At 43.8% G+C, this 19,192-nt stretch carries 11 protein-coding genes; 9 read left to right on the forward strand and 2 right to left on the reverse strand.

What is annotated here, in order from left to right; all coding sequences use genetic code 11:
• Nucleotides 1–8: 8 nt before the first annotated feature.
• From B1L02_RS12530 to B1L02_RS12555, 7 genes are read left to right on the forward strand one after another with little or no spacing between them, the layout of a single operon-like run.
• The gene (locus B1L02_RS12530; RefSeq protein WP_088531288.1) at nucleotides 9–1,982 is read left to right on the forward strand and encodes a hypothetical protein; all 1,974 of its coding nucleotides are present in this window, start codon (nucleotides 9–11) and stop codon (nucleotides 1,980–1,982) included.
• Nucleotides 1,983–5,087, forward strand: a complete 3,105-nt coding sequence (locus tag B1L02_RS12535) for a poly-gamma-glutamate biosynthesis protein PgsC/CapC (protein ID WP_088531289.1) — start codon at nucleotides 1,983–1,985, stop codon at nucleotides 5,085–5,087.
• Nucleotides 5,074–7,326 (forward strand): hypothetical protein, encoded by a 2,253-nt coding sequence (locus tag B1L02_RS12540; RefSeq protein ID WP_088531290.1) that lies wholly within the window; start codon nucleotides 5,074–5,076, stop codon nucleotides 7,324–7,326. The genes B1L02_RS12535 and B1L02_RS12540 overlap by 14 nt, the downstream gene beginning before the upstream one ends.
• The gene (locus B1L02_RS12545) at nucleotides 7,313–8,065 is read left to right on the forward strand and encodes a hypothetical protein (RefSeq protein ID WP_088531291.1); all 753 of its coding nucleotides are present in this window, start codon (nucleotides 7,313–7,315) and stop codon (nucleotides 8,063–8,065) included. The genes B1L02_RS12540 and B1L02_RS12545 overlap by 14 nt, the downstream gene beginning before the upstream one ends.
• Nucleotides 8,065–12,264, forward strand: a complete 4,200-nt coding sequence (locus B1L02_RS12550) for a hypothetical protein (RefSeq protein WP_232003084.1) — start codon at nucleotides 8,065–8,067, stop codon at nucleotides 12,262–12,264. The genes B1L02_RS12545 and B1L02_RS12550 overlap by 1 nt, the downstream gene beginning before the upstream one ends.
• Complete coding sequence (locus tag B1L02_RS24540; RefSeq protein WP_232003085.1) at nucleotides 12,254–12,724, forward strand: hypothetical protein; 471 nt, start codon at nucleotides 12,254–12,256, stop codon at nucleotides 12,722–12,724. Before B1L02_RS12550 ends, B1L02_RS24540 begins: the two co-directional genes overlap by 11 nt.
• A gap of 11 nt (nucleotides 12,725–12,735) precedes the next feature.
• Nucleotides 12,736–16,320 (forward strand): poly-gamma-glutamate synthase PgsB, encoded by a 3,585-nt coding sequence (locus tag B1L02_RS12555; protein ID WP_232003086.1) that lies wholly within the window; start codon nucleotides 12,736–12,738, stop codon nucleotides 16,318–16,320.
• Between the two features lie 11 nt (nucleotides 16,321–16,331).
• Here B1L02_RS12555 and B1L02_RS12560 read toward each other — a convergent pair whose 3' ends face one another.
• Entirely contained in the window at nucleotides 16,332–16,511 is a 180-nt protein-coding gene (locus B1L02_RS12560) for a hypothetical protein (protein WP_010370747.1), read from the reverse strand.
• 104 nt (nucleotides 16,512–16,615) lie between these two features.
• Between B1L02_RS12560 and B1L02_RS12565 the strand changes: the two genes are divergently transcribed.
• Entirely contained in the window at nucleotides 16,616–17,653 is a 1,038-nt protein-coding gene (locus B1L02_RS12565; protein WP_167651279.1) for an NAD(P)H-dependent flavin oxidoreductase, read from the forward strand.
• Nucleotides 17,654–17,767: 114 nt separating this feature from the next.
• Nucleotides 17,768–18,784, forward strand: coding sequence for a CDP-glycerol glycerophosphotransferase family protein (locus B1L02_RS12570; protein ID WP_088531294.1), 1,017 nt, complete (start codon nucleotides 17,768–17,770; stop codon nucleotides 18,782–18,784).
• Nucleotides 18,785–18,856: 72 nt separating this feature from the next.
• Here B1L02_RS12570 and B1L02_RS24025 read toward each other — a convergent pair whose 3' ends face one another.
• Nucleotides 18,857–19,018: a hypothetical protein gene (locus B1L02_RS24025; RefSeq protein ID WP_162836400.1), complete on the reverse strand. Its 162-nt coding sequence runs from the start codon at nucleotides 19,016–19,018 to the stop codon at nucleotides 18,857–18,859.
• Nucleotides 19,019–19,192: the final 174 nt, after the last annotated feature.

Raw genomic sequence — 19,192 nt, forward strand, 5'->3', positions numbered from 1 at the left:
GAACAAGCATGTCGGTTTTTAGTCAATTAAACTTTATAAAACGCCAACATGAGTTTTGGCTATTTGTGAGTTTATTCGCTATTTTGTTGATCGCTTCAGCATCAGGCTTGTATAAACAGGTAAACCTAATTGGGTTACAATGGTTTTCTAAGCTCAACACTACTCAAGAAACCCAAATAGTGGTGATTGAAGCGGAAAACTTACAGCAGCAACATCAGCGATTGGCAGAAGTACTCTCTGGCTATAAACCAAAAGCCGTTGTATTCTTTGCTAATATCGAACTTTCGCCACAAAAAAGCGACGACTCGATTTACTATCCATTCAATACACAATCGGTTTGTCTGCTAGAAACAGAAAATTGGTATGGCAGCGCAATTAGCCTCGCACCACCAGCAATCCCGTGTGACATGCTGTGGGACAAAATCTTTCCACAGCATGGTGAATACCTCAACAAAATCATAGACTACTCGCTGCCTTATTATTCACTACCAAAGTTCAGTGCACAGAGAGTGCTTGATGGCGACCTATTCACAGCCCAACTCAGTGAAAAGGTCATCTTAGTTGCCCAGCATTCAAAGTTTTCTCGCTTGAATAGCAATGCTTATTTTGGCGCGCAAGAACTTCCACCAGTTTACCTACAAGCATTTATCGCCAATAGCTTTGCATCCAACAGTTTTATTCAGCCTTTAAATAAAGTGACGATAATCGCACTCATGATACTGGCGTCAATATTCTTCTTAGTGTGGTACCAAAGAAACGCGACAAAGACCAATATAGTCATTGCGGTTTTCACCAGCGCTTTACTTATCATATGCGGCCTTGCTGCGCATCATTGGTACTCAGTGTTGTTGCCTCTTGGTGAGTTGTTATCTTTGATATGGCTAACGCTACTTTGGGTATTTATCTCGCTGAAGTGGTCAGAAGAAGAAAACTTAAAATCACTGATAGCCCTAATCCAACAACGCATGTTGGGTCGATATCTACCACGGCACTTCCTTGAACATAATGAACCTTGGGACGCGATTATCCAATTGGTTAATCAACAGCTCAACCTTAAAAGAAGTATATTTCTCACTCGCTTGGAGGGTGACCATAGAGTAACCGAAATACGCGCAATACACTGTCAACTCAGTGATATCTTAGAGATGCGACGAGATTACGAACGAGTACCCTATTCAGATGCAATCAAAGCATTTGGTGCTATCAAAATCACTCGCCCTTTCTTCCAACATCTAGCGGAAGATGAGCAACAGTATATCGCCCCCCTGATGTACGCGGGAGATGTTCGAGGCTTTTGGGCGCTAACAGTCACCCCACAAGATAACTTTGATGAGCAGGCGTTTATTAAAAATGTGAACCTCTTTGCGCATCAAATTGGTGAGTTACTATTTCACTATAAAGTGTTTTCTGCTGAGCAAAAAAATCTCAAGAGTACGCTGACTCGGGCGCTGACCTTTTCTCTGAGGGAGCCATTAAGTCATAAAATCAAAAATGCAATTAATGAGATGGATCAAAAGCTCACGTCACTGGAGCATGTCTTTAACCAGCTTCACAGTGCCAGTATTTTATATAACTTATTTGGCCAAATTGTACAGGTAAATGAATCACTTGAACGCTTTGCTAGGGAGCATAGCCTATCTATTTTCGACATGTCCGCTTTGGATTTACTTTGCCGTTGTACCGATATGGATAGTGAACAAGCCAAAGGAAAGCTGCGCTATTTAACCCTAAAGCGTGGCAAAATCGTATTACCCGTCTATTTAGACAATCGCACCTATTTACTGAGCATTCGCGCGTTACTCAAACAATCCACAAGCCTTAACGCCAGCACACCATTTGAAACCAGTGGGGTGTTGTTTGAATTTATCGACCTTGGCGAGCAATTATCTCAGCTAGATAATAAAGCAGCCTTTTTAACACACCTGACAGAGCAGCTTACAGTTAACGAGCAACTTTTGCCTGAACAATGGAATGACGAATAAATGGACTGGGCGCTGATGCTATTCCCAAGTGCGGGCGGACTTGGGCAGTCTGTTATCACGTGTGTTTGGATAGGCATCGCGGTTGTCGCATTTTTCAATCTGAGGTTTGGCTTCCCATTAACCGGTTTGGTAGTCCCAGGCTACCTAGTCCCTTTATTTATCGTGAGCCCAACATCAGCTTGGGTGATCATTGTTGAGTCCATTGTCGTTTATGGCTTAATGCGTTTTTTTGCCAAAACACTTGTTGAGCGACTGGGCTACGCAGAAATGTTCGGTCGCGACCGGTTTTTTGCCATCGTTTTGTTAAGCATTGTCGTTCGAGTCACCATGGATGTGCTGTTTTGGCCGTTGGTCGCCGCGTACTTAACACAATGGGACATCACTTTTGATTACGCAGCGCAGCTTTATAGTCTCGGGCTTATTATTATCGCATTGACCGCCAATGTGATGTGGAATGGTGGCTTTAAATACGGCATAAAAGTCACCGCTATTCAGTTGATTGTTACCTATATCATCATTCGCTTTGGATTGATGACGTTCACCAACTTTAGCATTGCTAATCTTGCCGTCATGTACGAAACGGTTGCGGCCTCCATCATTGCAGCCCCTAAAGCTTATATTATCTTGGTGATCACCGCATTTATCGCATCCAGAGCTAATTTAAAGTACGGCTGGGAATTTAATGGCATTATGCTGCCTGCGCTGTTGGCACTGCAACTGATGCAACCCACTAAGCTACTCACGTCATTCGTTGAAACAGCGATTATTCTGGCATTTGGCTATTTGGTTTTAAACTTTACTCGTTTAAAACACGCCAATATCGAGGGCGCGCGGCTCATGCTGCTGTTTTTTAATATCGGCTTTGTCTACAAACTGATTTTAAACTACGTCGTCGTCGGTTACTTCCCAACCTTAAAAGTGACCGATACTTTTGCTTTTGGCTATATGCTATCGACCTTGCTTGCCCTTAAAATTTATCAAAAAAATGCGCTAGGTCTTGTGATCCGAGCAACCTTTCAAACTTCTATTGTTGGTGGCTTTATCGCCATCTGTATCGGCTTTGCAATTATGATCATTCCAAGCCTATTCGTAAAAAGTAATACACTGACGGTAAATGAAGCGGCCAGCGATTTAACACTTAGCCAAGTGATTAGTGATTATAAAAGCCAACTCTATACACAAAGTGCGGCTAACTTGAATGTCAGTCAATATGTGACCGAACAGAAGCGCAGTTACTTTAAACAAGCAATCAGGCTACTTAAGCAGGACAGTGAGTCACACTATGCCGAAGCCGCCACCTTACTACGTCAAGCCGACTTTTCTTTGCAGCGAACGAGACAATTTCTAGTAATAAAAGACAATCAACAAGAATACAAACGCGGCTTGTTTATCATTAATTTAGCAACTCAAAAAGCACATATCATCAGTGTGCCTTACCCAACTGCTGAGCGACTAGCCAGTGAGGCTGGTGGAATATTGTTTTCTTACTGGCAAAGTCAGGCTATCGCATTTGGTAATGCGCGACCTAACCAAAGTGGCGATAAGAACGGTAAACAAACCGAGTTCTATAGTGACTTTTTCATTGCGATGGATATTCCAGAAGTCGTCCAACTCAGAGAAATTAATCGTCAAGTAAGCCAATTGATGCACCAACACAGTTTGAAAGAAAACGCACAGATGTGGATATTTAACAATGTGCCAAGCTCAGTGCAACAATCAGAGCTAGCTTCATTACTCAGTATCAACGATGCACACTTTGGTCTTGCAGCAAATGCACCTTTACCTTATCGCCAGTTTCATGGCCAGCTGATTGAGGCGTATTTAAGCTCGGATAGCTACTCCTCTTTGCTAAGCGCATATGGCCTACAACGTATCGACAAAGACTTAAATAAGATACATACAAGTGAAAAGAGCATACAGATATTTATTGAAGCATTTTCAAGTCACATTAGCGCCAAAGGCAGCGGTGCATTTAGTTCACTAAGTGATACCAGTGCTGCACTGTGGGAATATGAAGTGTTAAGACCGCTATTTGCCATCACGCAAAACCTAGGGATAGTAACAGCGCCAGAAACGCTTAAGGTAAGGTTGAACCAGATAAACCGCGTAGCAAACCTATTACAGTATCAATTAACATTAGTTGAAAATAACCAAGGGCAATTCGTTGCAATTTCTCCTTTAGATACCAAGTCTGCCTATGATTTGGGACAAGGAATTTACTTTATTGCGTTGTTGGCTAAGCCGTCTCTCACCATTGCCGTACCTAGACCACTCTTCGAGAGTAACACTTTGGAATTCTCAGGCCAGCTGTTTACGGCCACCCATGCAAAGTTACTGGCAATCGCAGGTGCTCATCCGTATACCAGTATTGATGCAAATGTAATGGCGGCCGACAACGTTCGCTCATTATTTAATGTGGTGTATCAAAGTGCACAGCGCTACTTTTATGATAACCCCTTACTTAATTTACAGATCCGCAGTCATAGTGCACCAGCAAGCATCAGACCTTCGGCGCTTGCATACCAATTCACAACGCCTAACCCTATTCATAATGACACCATTGCTAACCTACAAAGGGTGCTGGCTGATCTTGGTGTTAATACTCAAACCGTATTGGGACAAGAAGCAACAAGGGGCTTGGAGCTCGGTACCACCCCGCAGTCGGGATATCAGCTGTTCGCGCCAAAAAGCGAGTTAGCCGCACTGTGGCTGGCATCCGATTTTAAATCGCACTTTGCCATTACCAACGATGCCTTATTGCAGCGTCTTTTGGCCGTTGCACAAACACCAAAGCTCAAAACAATCGACTTGCTTACCCTCTCTCCAAATGATTGGCATGAGGCCGAACCGCAATTTATTGACGCGCTTCACGTCGCCACTGGACGTTATGCCACCACGCAACATTTACCGATGATCCAAGCGCTTTGTCAATTTGAAAACCAATGCAAAATAAGCGCCTTTAGCACGCAGAGAAATGGTGAGCTGGGATTAATGTTTACCCGTGACAACGCACTGCTCGCGCTATACTTACCAAGAAGAAATCGCGTTATCGACTTAGCCACTTATGCAAAAGCGGTTCATGAGGGGCGTTATGTACTGGATTAAGCAGATATTACGATTTGCTATTTTTACGGCTTTGCTGCTACTTTTCGTTTGGTTAGCCGTCACTTTGTTTGTATGGATAAAATCGGCGGAGCCTTCAAATACCTCGAACCTGTTTAATATCCGCTCCAATGTTCATTGGCTAAAGACCGACAGTGCACTGAAGTTTTCCTTTTCTGCGTCTCGGACCATGTCTGTTCGGGTGTTGTCCAATGGGATATTCGAATCTCAGCCGCTGGATGACCAACCTGTTAACTATGCCATTGAATATCAGTTAGTTGATACCAAAGGAACGGTTATTTATCGTGGTACTTATCACCATGCAGCTAAAGCCGCCTCGAACGACTTTCAGCAACAGGTAAAACAAATCATTGAAAACCGTGAAGCGTTGGCCGTGGCGTCTGGACAATCCTTTTATTTAAATCGTGAAGAGTTACAACAGGCCACGACTATCACGTTAAAGCTGATACCAGAAAATGCTCAACTTAAAGGCGTGGTAGTACGCGTCCATGCCCAAACTAGTAACAGTATTACCGATCCCGCCAAAGCATGGCTTAAAAGGCCAACCGAGTGGCGTGAACGCATGACGAATTACCACACCATAGGTGAAAACGCCTTAACCAACGAAGAAAAATACAATTCGGTCATGTTGGACTGGCAAAAGCTAGCGCCACAGGGCGTACCTAACATCGACTTTCGTGCTGACTTGTTATATGAGTCACTCCCCTACAATGTGCTTAATCATGATTTTTCGACCCAGCTAGACTTAGACAGTTTGTTTATTTCTGAGCAGCTGAGCGCAAGCTTTCGCGTCTATGAAAACACGGAATACTTGCTAAGCTACACCGAAAAAGCAAACCTCACCCTTGTTTGGCATGATTTACGCCAACTCGATGCACCAAAACTACTAACGCCTGAGATGCTATCCAATACGCAATCTAAATTGAACAACTTACCAGCAGGCCTTGTTACCATTAGCGCAAACGCCCCAACCAGTATTCGGGTGTTCAAAAATGGTGTCGACCCAATAGTCCCGCTGCATAGTTATTATTATATGCTCAACGCGCAAACACCGGTTTACTATCAAGTCTCTCCTAAAAGCGATATCGCTTTGGAGTGGCGCGCGCCCATTGGCAGCACTCTTTCTGTGCGCCTCTATAGCAACAATGAGCGGATCAAGGACTATGTTTTTACCGCAACGGCGGAGCAGGCTTTGTACGATAGACTGATAACAGAAACCACGGAGCGCCAAACCTTACCGACCGCAGAGAAGCGTTATTTGGCAATACCCGATAACGTTAATCAAATTAAAATTGAAGCCGAAGATGCGATGGTGAAGCTGCAAGCCCGCAGCCCAACATTTAATTATCTGAGCCATCGTTGCGACCCAGTGTGCGACCCTGAAAATCCAATGTATCAGGGTATTGACGCATGGTTTAGCCAAAAGGCCGACAACCATTACCTATTTCATACACAAAAGCAGATAGCATCAGTGCGCTTATTTGAAGCGCCCCCTGAAGTACCTGAGTTGCTACCTCAGTACCGTTCAAAAGACTTAGATCAGCTTTTAGCTGTCTCGGATATCGCGTTGGTGCCCATTGAGCAAGCTTACTTTGATAACTCAGTACCGCAAATGGAGTTTGAATATCGTCAGGTAGCCAAATCTGCACTCTTTAAGCTCGGGGAAGCGACAAGCTATCCAAGCAGTGTGATTGTGAAGCAAAAGCGTAAACCAACGCTATTTGAAGTTCCCCTAAACAGCTTACAAATAGAGGAGTTAGCTAACACCCAAGCACTTTTCATCAATCAAGGGATCCCAAGAACCGTGCGAAAGATCCGCCTGTACAAAGTGGCTAAAGCAACGCCACTTACTGTTGCTGTGAGTGATAATAACCTGCAACCTAACGCTTTGGTCGTCAAAGTGTTTAGCGCCGATCCTCAAGATGAAATAACGGTAGCAACCGCTCTGAATAGCACTAAGGTAATCACCCCAAGCGATGAATACACTATTTTAGCTAAACACTTTGTGCTACACCCAAACAAAGCACAAGCGAGGATGTTTTTTAACCCTAATCACGCAGAGCTGTACGAGTACCCAAGTATTACTTTGCCGCTGTTTCAAGACTTAACATCGCCTAAAACCATGACACTTCGCTTTTCACATGATGTTTGGATAAGTGTACTAGAGGAACATGAACAGCCTGATGCAACATTAAACTGGTGGCAAGATGAGACGCCTTAGTCGCTACGCACCTTACATTGCATTCTGCCTGTCATTGAATGTTAACGCTGCGGTTCCCGACAGCAGCAAAATGGCGCACTGGTTTAACCAACCAGTAGCGCTCAATGGCTGGCAATTAACGCACCAAGCAGAGCAGTTTACATTGACGCCAAAGTCTCAAAGTGAAGCACATGGCGAAGTCTTTTATACGCCAAAGCATTGGCCTTGCGTGGTGTCTGTTCCACATCGCTTTCATGATAAACATACGCTGACCATTGGGGAGCACATTTTCCAGCACAGTTGCCAAGTGTTACTGAACAACACAAAACACAGATACGATGGCAATGACACAGCAAAAACCTATGATTACGCCAAGCAACTGCACAATATTCATACTTCGGCTGTTGTAGGTTTTACATCTTTACACCCAACGGCAAAAGTGTTTCAAATACATGGATTTAGCCAGAAAAAGCGAAAAACCGACGCTGGTAAACTAAGCGAAATAATTTTGAGCCAAGGCAAAACGAATGATGACTCTCTTTGGAAACTGAAGTCTTGTCTTGTTAAGCAAGGTTATCGGGCACTGATTTACCCTCAAGAAGTGCAAGAACTTGGCGGGACGCAAAATATCATGCATCAACTTGCGCTCCCAGAATATAGCTTTATCCATATTGAACTAAGCTATCAAACAAGAAAGCAATTAATTAATAACAATCAACAACTAGAGCAGTTTACTAAATGCGTGCAATCACTTTTATAATGACACTACTGCTGTTTGCGACGATATCCCGAGCCAATGAGATCGGGATACAAACGGCTGCCCAATGGATTGATCTGTCACGTATGCAATTTACCCAAGCCAATGCTAACAAGTACTTTGCACCGCAGCAAAAAGCGTGGCTGTTTTTGCCAAGTCACGCGTGGTTAGTAACGACGCCAAGTGCCCTCGAGACATTCGAGTTTTTTGCAGGGGAAACCCCAGCGCTACAACGTGCCATTCCAACGTCTGATTGGTTATGTATTCAATCCCGCTGTCAACTGAGTGCAACAGCACAAAACCGCTTAATTCAGATTGCTTACACCGGTGATAATGCTCAATCTCTCGCGCTTTGGCAAGGCAGCATGCACAGCCACAGAGATCCATATCGAAGAGCACTCAGACTGCCAGGACTTGACGACCAAACGCTGCAATTGGCGCAAGATACAGAGCGCTGGTTTCACCTACAACCTACACAAGTGACAAGCGTGTTCTTTGAGCACGCCAAAAAGCTCAAACTAGAGGTTCGAAAAGATCTACATGCGATTGAGCAAAACGGCACTGTCACAATTAAAGTCAATGGTGAGGTTATCAGCACCATTGCAATATCAGATATCCAAGCGGATGAGTATCTTGAGCCTAAAGTCGGCTTGTCTAACCAAGATTATATCGCCGTCCCGCAAGGTAGTTATCTCACCATTACAACAACGGTGCCTACCTATCTTAACTTACTTCAAATGCACCGCGGTATTTACGACGACAACGCGGGAATAAAACAGCAAGAGTCGTTATTTAATCCGTATTGGAACAAACAGCTGAACGAGCAACTCAGCACCCTTTACACGAATGGTGATACTTCTCCACTCACTTTTAGCGTTGCTGACACGGCATTGGCGCTCAAACGTAAGCAAATGCTTAATGATATTGCCTCTACGACTTATTTTTTAACGCCAAGCTCCTCTCAACCACTCACTCATCATGTTGCGATAAGTGGAGTAACACTGGGCAGCCGCAACGCCGCTGGGCAAGTGCTGCTCACCTCGAGCGCTCAGCGAGTAAATTACATTACATCGTCTCAGCCACTTAACTATCATCTTGAGAGCATACCAAGGGTTGATAACGCAATTACATTATATGTTCGAGCAAGAGCGCAGGAGCGCTTAACCATCACCAGCGAGCATGGCCAACATACATTGCTTGTTGCGCCTAGCAGTCATTTTCAAAGACTTACCCTACACATAAATCCAGCATCCAAAGTTGTGACGATTGAGGGTGCTAAGCAAGCGCTTGATATTGCTGTGGCAGTAAACCGCTTACAACCATTTCCCGAATTTTTAACCATGACACAAGAAGCGCTAGGCCAAGGACCATTGGTTCAAAGCCTGATAGCAAAGGGAAAACAAAATAGAGCGGATACTTACCATTTATCACTGAGCGGGCTGAGTGCGCCGGAAATAAGCGTTAAGACAGACAGCCTCAAACAGTTTACAGCCATTAAAGTGCTTGCAGAATTGCAAGTGGCAGCAAAGGCCAAACCACTCATGGCGCTCGCAAAACTAAAGCCGTATTTGAATGGTCATAGTGAGCAAGTTACGCTAATGGCTTGGCAACTTAATATTGCTATTTTGACTCAGCTAGAGCGCAGTGGAAACGCCGAGGTGTTATTAAAGTCACTGCTTAAAAACACCGCCCAATCTCTAAGGGAATACGCTGCCAATGAGCTACTTACGAGATATTTAGCACTGGACGAGTACATTCAAGCTAGCTTATTGTGCGCTGCCTACGAAGCCGATATTACGCAATATCAATGCGATGATATCCTGTTGACATACCTACTTGACGCAGAGCGTCAACAAGAAGCGCTGTGGACAAGCCAGCAAATGGCATTAACACCAAAACAGGCCGAACAAATCGCGTCAATTCAAACAAACGAACTTACCCAACCACAATACAGCCTCAGTCACGATGGTTTACAAGTCGTGGAGTCAATGGATGATCAAACTGAGCTGTACCCGCTAAGTTCAGATAAGCCAATAAAATTGGTTGCTAAAACGCCTTTGACGGTCAAGCTAAGTGCACGTGCTGCCTATCAGGGGCAAGAATACAAAAATACCCAATGGCTGCTGTATGAGCACAACGCCAAAACCAAGCTATTACCCATATTTAGTGATATCGCAGCAAACTTACAATTGCAGCCACAAGCAACTCGATTATCTATTGCATCACAGCAATATATTCAATTAGCGGCAAATGAAAGCCTCACGCTTTTCAGCCGTAACGATTTGTTTGTGGATATCAGAGTACAACCACAAACCTCGAATGCTCCGGCTTTTGCAGATCGCTCCGCACACTTGGTTAGTAACACTAAACTGTTGGCCGACGAGCTCAGCGCTAAAGAAATTGCAATAAATGCTCTGTATCAATTGAGCCTGCAAACACTGACTAACGAAGCCTACAACAGGATCCTTCAACGCCTACACCCGAGCTTATCGGGTGATCCCATCTTAACCGATTTATATGCCCGCTTAATGCGCTACGGTCAGTGGGTAGCCGCTGAGCAATACACAAACTATGTTGGCACACAAAAGGTTAAGGTCGATACGCTCGTGGCGCAAAGCTTTAGTGACCAAATTACCGCACACCTCACAGAGAATAAGCTATCAGGACTGCCGCTCAGAGCTAACGAGATACTGACTATTGATTTTTCTGAGTACCAACAAGTTCAGGTAAGGGTAAAGTTTGCCTATTCTTCCGCTACGCAAATCTTAGCACCGCCTGCTAATGTAGAGCTGGTGGGGCCAAACCAAGGTGATGTGATCTCATTGCAGCCAACGCAACCGCTCTATTACGGCATTAAACAAATTGAGACGCGACAAGGACTATTGCAATTGCGTTGGCTCAACCCTCTGTCTGGGCAAAGTGTGAGCGTACGTCCACAATACTTCAACCAAGGTCAATGGCATGATATCCCATTGGATACGAGGCAAATTTTCTATCGCTCTGATAAAACAACCCCAGTCACGGCGAAATTAACTCGAGATAGCCTGATCAAAATTGAAACCTTTGCAAATGGAATCAGAAATGAAGCCACTTATTTTCACCCTGCAGGACAAGTCGCTCTAACTGGCCAACAACAGCAAACGCTAGCACGCATGTTTATATGGACGTTAAGTCCAACATTGCATCGCGTTAACCTGATACCTGAAGTGCCCTTGTTCTTAAAAGCCAAACCGCGGTTAACACCGATAAGTGCTGAGCCAATATTTCAGCAAGCTCGCATTGAAACCGATGAAAGCCGCACTGGCATCGAAGGCTTTTTGAATATTGATAGCGATGACATAGTGCAGACGACTGAACCTAGCCCTAGCCGTACCACACTCGATTTGGGTTTATCATTGAGAGTGAAGGATGAGAATAACTGGTACCGCATTGATACCTTCTACACGATGGATAATCATCACCAAGACAGCTTCTCAATTAACGGTCAATACGATTGGCTCTCGCAGCAGTCGAACTGGTTTGCAGAAGCAAGAATGCGTAATCGTTGGCAGGATGCAACGACAATCAGTGAAACCCATTTAAGTTCTAGTATTTCGGCAAAATTTGGCCAAATTCACCGTTATAACAGCGGTTTTAGAAGTATTTGGTGGTGGCAGCCTTTTTACACTTACACCAGTATCAGCAAGGACGAATTTATTGCAGACGAGCAAATTGGCCCTGATATGTACACCTTTTATCGTAATAATCACAAGCATGGCTGGCAAGCGCATGCTGGGCTTCGCTATCAACCTTGGGTTGATAGCTACTTCAGTTCGGGTGTTACACTGACGTCAAATCAGGACTGGCAAACACTCGACAATGCACTGTTTTCATTTGATTGGTATCAATTTTATCAAGGGCATATTTTCCACGCCGGATTAACATCAAGCTATGTATTTGCCGATCAGAACCGCCCTAATCCAACATGGCAGTACTTAACTCAATTGGGTTGGCAAACGGGTTTTGACTTTAGTCATAACACCGCAGGCTGGTTAGGTGTAACTTGGACTCAAGACTGGTTTAACAATACGCATCAGGTTGGACTACAAATACGTTTAGGCAATTTACAGCAAACCGCTTTTGCCCCCTATGCTCACGACGAAATTATTTTTGAGTCATTACAGCTAAGTCATTTATTAGAGCAAGATTTACATGAGCGCTAAAGCCTTAAAGAGTCAATTAGAAGCCCTATTTTTTGCCGAAACTGAAAAGTTTTGGCTGAGCCTTTATCAACATAAATACAGTGCGTTGATCGACGAACTGTGCGCATGGGAGCTACTCTACAACCGCCCGGAAAACGAGGATGAAACCGACTGGCTCGTGCTTCAGTCTATCGCCTTTTTGAGACACAAGATTGACACTCTACATGAACAAATCCTGTTGCTTGAGGTATCCCACAGCGGATTTGTTCAGCGTATCGCTAAATCTGAATTTGATAGTGAAAAAGCACTTCATATTATTGCCTATGCTCAGGAGCTTGGCGCAACTAAAGTCACGTTGGAGCAAGATAAAAAAGCATTTTCACGATGGTTTGACGATGGCGCTGTGGTTGCTCGATATCAACATCAAGTTGCCACAATTGAACAACAAATTAAGTTTTTAATCGCCAAACTTGGGCCCTAACGAATCGATATTTGCGTGCTCACCACGATACCCTAGAAAATGCTTGGCAACGCTTAGATTTACAACCATTTTGCTTAAATTTACTCGCCCATAGCCAAAATCAACATATTCGTCACGGCTTGATCCGTGCGCTCGTCAATATGGTCGCAACCCTAAACAGCTATGAAGTCGACTCGGAATTAGACGCAGAACTTATCGCTAAACTTATTGAGCTGCTTGAGTCTGACAACATGCCCTACCAGGCAACCGTCGACATTTTAGAGATCTTAATACATCAACGCCCCACCTTTATTCGCGCTTACATGTGGGCTCTTCTGGAAGAAGCGAACGACATTAAAAATAGTCAGCAAGTTGATGCCGAAGTACTCTATATTCTAAGTATCTTCCCTAAAATTATTGTCAGTCAGCAAAAGCTTACAGAAAAAGATCTCAATATGCTTTGTGCACTCAGCGAGCATACCTTACCGAGGGTTCGCCAAGTTACCTTAGAGTTTGTCGAGTTTTACCCCACACCGTTTGCACAAGAGTTAATCGCCAAACGATTTGAGCAGGAGAGTGAGAATGCCGTGCGCTTCACTCTGATAAAACAGTTATCCGCCGACCGGTTTTGCCAACACGACTTTGCGTTTTTACTGTGGCAACGTGTACTCAAAGGCGACTTTAGTATGCAGCTAAAGCGCTTAGCGCTTGAACAAAGCGCGCGTATTATGCTGAATATGCAACTTGAATCAAATCAAGCTGATCTCTGCTTCAAACGGTTTATTGATACCTTAAATGATTGCTTATCGAACGAAACAAACATCGCCGTTTGCCGTTATATCACCAGAGCCAGAGAGCAGCTAGGTAGCTTCTATCATCAAGCCATCATCGCGCAGCTCAATACCTCTCTTGAAGCCAACGAACAAAGTGACGCACTGGCCACTTGGTCTCGTGATGAACTGGGCCGCTCCCTTTCTTATATTGCGCAACGTGGTCAAAGTCTTAATGCCTCAAAAACAAAAGCTGGCTGGCGTATCCAACAAGGCTATCGTCAAGCAAGAAGATTATGGCGAGTACTGCACGAAATAAGACAACCAAGTACCGATAAACGTCAAAGCTATTCTCATACCAAAGCGAAAAAGCCCAGCGTATCGATCCACGTCCCTAGCTGCACTACCGCGGAAATTAGCGAAACAAAAGTGCCGGGGGAATTGCTCTTTAATATCGCCGAACAAACGAGTCGACCACATCTACCGTTACTCGACTTTTTGCTAAGTGTGCTTACCAATGACCGCAGTAAAGAGGATGCCAAAACCTATACGCCAGATGGTATTTTAACCGTCACACCGCCTCCGACTTTGTGGCGACGCCTCAAGGCGTACTGGACCATAACATGGCAGTTTGCAGAGCTCGACCATCTACGAAAAGGCAACGAGCTTGAGCAAGGTAAATATTTGGACGCGATTAACGCACTTGGGTTTTCGTTGTATTTTAGTGCCTATGGCGACATCGCGGAAACGCCATTTCCTGTCGCCAAAGACATTCAGCAACTTTATTCTCGCTCTGGCGTCACCTCAGCGCTGTTCACGATTTGGAGCAGTTTTAAAGAATACGTCGATGCCATTTATCAAAATAGTATTTCGCAGCTGGTTTTCTTTGTACTTGCATTTATTAGCTACTTTTGGACCCGACATATTTATGTCAGTAAAAGCATAAAGCAAAACCGCAAACACATTCCAGTGTCTATCGGTGGCTGGGGAACACGAGGAAAGTCAGGAACTGAAAGGCTAAAATCAGCTTTATTTAGCAGCTTGGCTCTGAAAGTCGTGAGTAAAACCACAGGCTGTGAGGCAATGCTAATCTATTCGAAAATTTCTGGTGAGCAATATGAGATCCCGCTATTTAGACCTTTCGACAAGGCGAGTATTTGGGAGCAAGCTGATGTGCTACATTTTGCAAAGCAGGTAAAAGCGGATGTGTTCTTATGGGAATGTATGGGGTTGACCCCTAGATATGTAAAAATTCTCGTTCGTTGGATGAAAGACAACTTCGCCACTATTACTAATGCCTATCCAGATCATGAAGATATTTTGGGTCCAACAGGCTTAGATGTGGCAAAAGAAATGTCTGCTTTTTTGGGTTACAACACCCAAGTGTTCACCGCCGAGCAGAATATGGCTTCAGTACTCAACTTGGCGGCGGAGCAGAAAAACACGTCGCTCATTCAAATTCATTGGGGAGATGGTTATCAGATAACACCGGATATTCTCGCGAAATACCCCTATGTTGAGCACCCAGATAACATCGCATTAGTCTGCAAGATGGCACAATATATTGGCATCAACAAAGACTATGTCTTCAAAGAAACGGCTTCTAGGGTTATTCCCGATGTTGGTGTACTACAGCAATTTAAGACTGCAAAGATTGGTGCAATTAGTCAAAGCTTTATCAATAGCATGTCTGCCAACGAACGCCTAGCAACGATTGAAAACTGGAAGCGCCTAAACATTGTCGAGCAAGGAAAACAGGGGCAAATTGTTGCACTGATTAATAATCGCAACGACCGTGTAGCGCGCTCGCAAGTATTTGCGAGCATTTTGGCCAATGATCTGCATTTTGATGCCGTTGTCGTTGTTGGCACCAATATCGATGGCTTCTTTAAGTACTTTCTCGTTGCGCTGGAAAACCTCTTACAGAGTATTTTCAGTAATAACGACCACAATGCATTGCGCGATTTACTCGCGCGCTTTCGGCTCACGTTATCACGAGATGCGCTGATCGCATCATTAAATACTACGGCAGCCAGACTACCTGAGTCTGCGTTTTCAAGCCTCGACTCGCTGCAGTCGCTACTTAATAACGAAGACGAAACACATCGGCTCACAATAAGGCGTTTTGAAGCGTGGACGATTGCTCAGTCACTTTTGGAAGCGGAAGACCTGAGCACCTTGCTGTCGCAAGCAGCCACGCTTGCAGAGCGACTTGCCAAACTCAAATGTACGTTAGTACATGATAGCGACATTAAGCCCGATGCCTTAACTCAAATCATTGCAAAACAAGCACTGCCAAATGAACATCAAATTATCGTCGGTATGCAAAATATCAAAGGGGCAGGATTGGGCTATGTATACATGTGGCAGAAGTGGCAACTGTTTAATCAGCATTGCGAGCGTCTTAGCCGCCGTAGCGTGACACAAACTGAGTTTAGAAATGGCTTAAGTAGAATTTTACAACAAGAGGAGCTCAGCGCGATTGAATGCCAATACTTGGCTGACAAGCTCGACTCGTTTGCAACCTTGCCCAATGCCCAAAGCGAATTCAGCCAAGCCGAATTAACGCAAATAAAGCGTAAACTCGAGCAACAAACTCAACGGTTAGAAAGTAAAGAGAATACCCTGCCTCGCTCACCCCTAACTCGATTTTTGAATAAACTGGTCGAGTCATTTTTAGATGCTGGCGCGGCAGTAAAAAGAAAAAAAATCGCAGTTCAAGTATACAAAGATATCGCTGACTTTAGGATCACAATAGAAAAGGCAACGCTCATTTTAAGTGAATTAAATCGTTCGCAAAAACCAGGATGGTTGAAGTTACAAAATGGTAAGCGCCGTAAAAAATAGCCCGGCGCTTATTACCCAACCACCAAAACGTAGATAAGTTTAATGATCAGCGTCACCATTAATAATGGCAGTACATATTTGGCATACTTTTGCATTTTATCTAGCCCTAAACGTTGCTGATACTTTTCCAACAAAGGTATCAAGACGACCAACGCTATGACTAAACTCACTAATAATATAACTACGTTCATCTTAGTTCCTCTTTCTAAACAGACAAGTATCTTACAACCAGTATTCACTTCACGCAAAATTCCAGCTATGCTCATAAACACATCTGACCAGTAAAATAACAATGATGAAAACTGCTATCACCGAATTATTTGGCATCGACAAACCCATTATATTACCCGGCATGAGCTGGATTTCTGTCCCTGAACTTGTTGCGGCAGTGAGCAACGCAGGTGGCTTAGGCATTTTAGCAACAGGCCCGCTCGGCAAGGACGAAACACGTCAAGCAATACGAAAAATCCGTGAACTCACCGATAAGCCTTTTGGCATTGGTGTGACGTTAATGATGCCAGGCGCCAAAGAAAATGCCAAAGTCGCATTAGAAGAACAAGTGCCTGTCATCAATTTTTCTTTAGGAAAAGGCGACTGGCTGGTACAAGCGGCTAAAGCTTATGGCGGCAAAGTCATTGCCACTGTGGTCACGCAAAAGCATGCATTAGCAGCACAAAAATCTGGCGTTGATGCCCTTTTAGTTACTGGGCATGAGGCCGCAGCCCATGGTGGAGAAGTGACTTCACTGTGTTTAGTACCGAGCATAGTCGATATTGTCGATATACCGGTGATTGCCGCAGGGGGATTTGCCGATGGTCGAGGACTTATCGCCGCGTTAGCACTTGGCGCTGAGGGCGTTGCGATGGGTTCTCGTTTTGCGACATCCAAAGAAAGCCCCTTGCATCAACATGTCAAAGATACCGTAGTGGAAAAAGACGTTGAACAGACGATTTATTCCAAGAACTTCGATGGTCTTTATGCTCGAGTAATGAAAACCCCCATGGCTGAAAAGGCAACGCGCCGCCCGATGAACTTTTTCATGGCCACCATAAAATCGTTCAAAGCCGCCAAAATGGTCGACATGCCCTTATGGAAGCTACTGCTAGGACTGTTATCTCAATTTGATAAAATTAAGATGCTGTCGCTCTTTGGTGCCGCCACCGAAAAGCTTGAAGCAGCCACAATACACGGAGATTTAAACCATGGCGTGCAGTTTATTGGTCAATCTCAGGGCCTAATTCGAGAAATAGAATCCGTACAAACCTTAATGAATAACATGATGGTCCAAGCCACTGAGGTGCATTCACGTATCGGTAACATTACAGCCGAGTAACTGATGTTTGGTATTGATGCAGTAAAAGCGGTATTATTTGCTTAATATCGCTCTGGCCCTCGTTGAACACCCTCAAGTGCTGGCCATAAACTCTGATTTTATAAGTGACTTTCAATGCCTAAACATTATCTTTTCTACATTGAGCAGCCATATAGCTTTGCCATTCTAAGACCTCTACAAGATGCGATCCATGCTAACGGTGACGTGGTGAAGTGGTTTTTAAAAGGTAAAGATGTAAACTCAAGTTCACTTGCACCAGACGAAGCAGAGTTACTGAGCGTAGAGGACGTAAAGGCGTTTAACCCCAGAGCTGTATTTGTACCTGGAAATGTCGTTCCAGACTTTTTTCCAGGCGCCAAAGTGCAAGTGTTTCATGGATTAGAATATAAAAAGAAAGGTCATTTTGGGATCCGCGGTTTCTTCGATTTGTATTGTACTCACGGCCCAATTACAACAGCGCCATTTAACCAACTCGCACAAAAGCATGGTTATTTCTCTGTGATTGAAACTGGCTGGCCAAAACTCGACCCTTACTTTGATTATACCAAGCAAGAGAATGAAAAGCCTGTCATACTGTACGCCCCCACTTTTTCACCGAATCTCACGTCGCTTGAAGCATTACATGCGCAAATCAAACAGCTCGCAGAGTCAGGAAAGTACAAAGTCCAACTTAAGTTTCATCCTAAGACGAAGCAACAATGGCAACAGATGTACATGGAACTTGAAACCATTAGCGACTTTGAAATCGCCAAGAGTGATAACCTTATTCCACTCATTCAGCAAGCTGATGTGGTGATTTCTGATACCTCTAGCGCCGTTGATGAGTCACTACTAATTGGTAAACCGGTTATCACTTTTAATAATCACCAACCTCAAGTTGCATTAATCAATATTACCGAAGCAGGCAAATTATCTGAAGCGGTTGAACAAGCACTCAATCTGTCCGAGGCACAAAGTGAACGTATTGAGCAATATATTCAGCAAGTGCACCCTTACCGCGATGGTAAAAGCGCTGAGCGCATACTCGCTGCAACAGAGACTGTAATTGCTGCTGGTTTAAAACGTAAGCCGCTTAATTTATTGAGACGTTATAAAATTCGTAAAGCACTGAATTATATGAAGATAAAGTAAAATATTTTCATTTTTCAAAAACAAAAAAGCTCACTTTTTTGTGAGCTTATGCATCTTAACTTATCACTAATCTTAGCAATCACACTGCCAGTATTGGTTGCCAGTCTCCGTCAAAGGCGGACGACAAGGAATACGGCTATTTGCACCACCAGCGATATTTGGTGTTTGCTCTTGAGGCAAGCTTTGTTGTTTATCTAATTGTTTTAATGCTGTTTTTTTAAATTTTAATTTCATTATCATTTCCTTGAAATAGTCGTGTAGTGATCGAAATTTATCACTAATTCTTAAGCTGCCATGAAAAAACAAAAAATTCAACATTATTAACAATAAAATTAATTTTAAACTTCACCTTAAGACAAAGAAAAACATTAAACCAATGTTAATTAAAGTTTTTTAATATAAAACCCA

The sequence above is a fragment of the Pseudoalteromonas piscicida genome (assembly GCF_002208135.1).
GTDB classification, from domain to species: domain Bacteria; phylum Pseudomonadota; class Gammaproteobacteria; order Enterobacterales; family Alteromonadaceae; genus Pseudoalteromonas; species Pseudoalteromonas piscicida_A.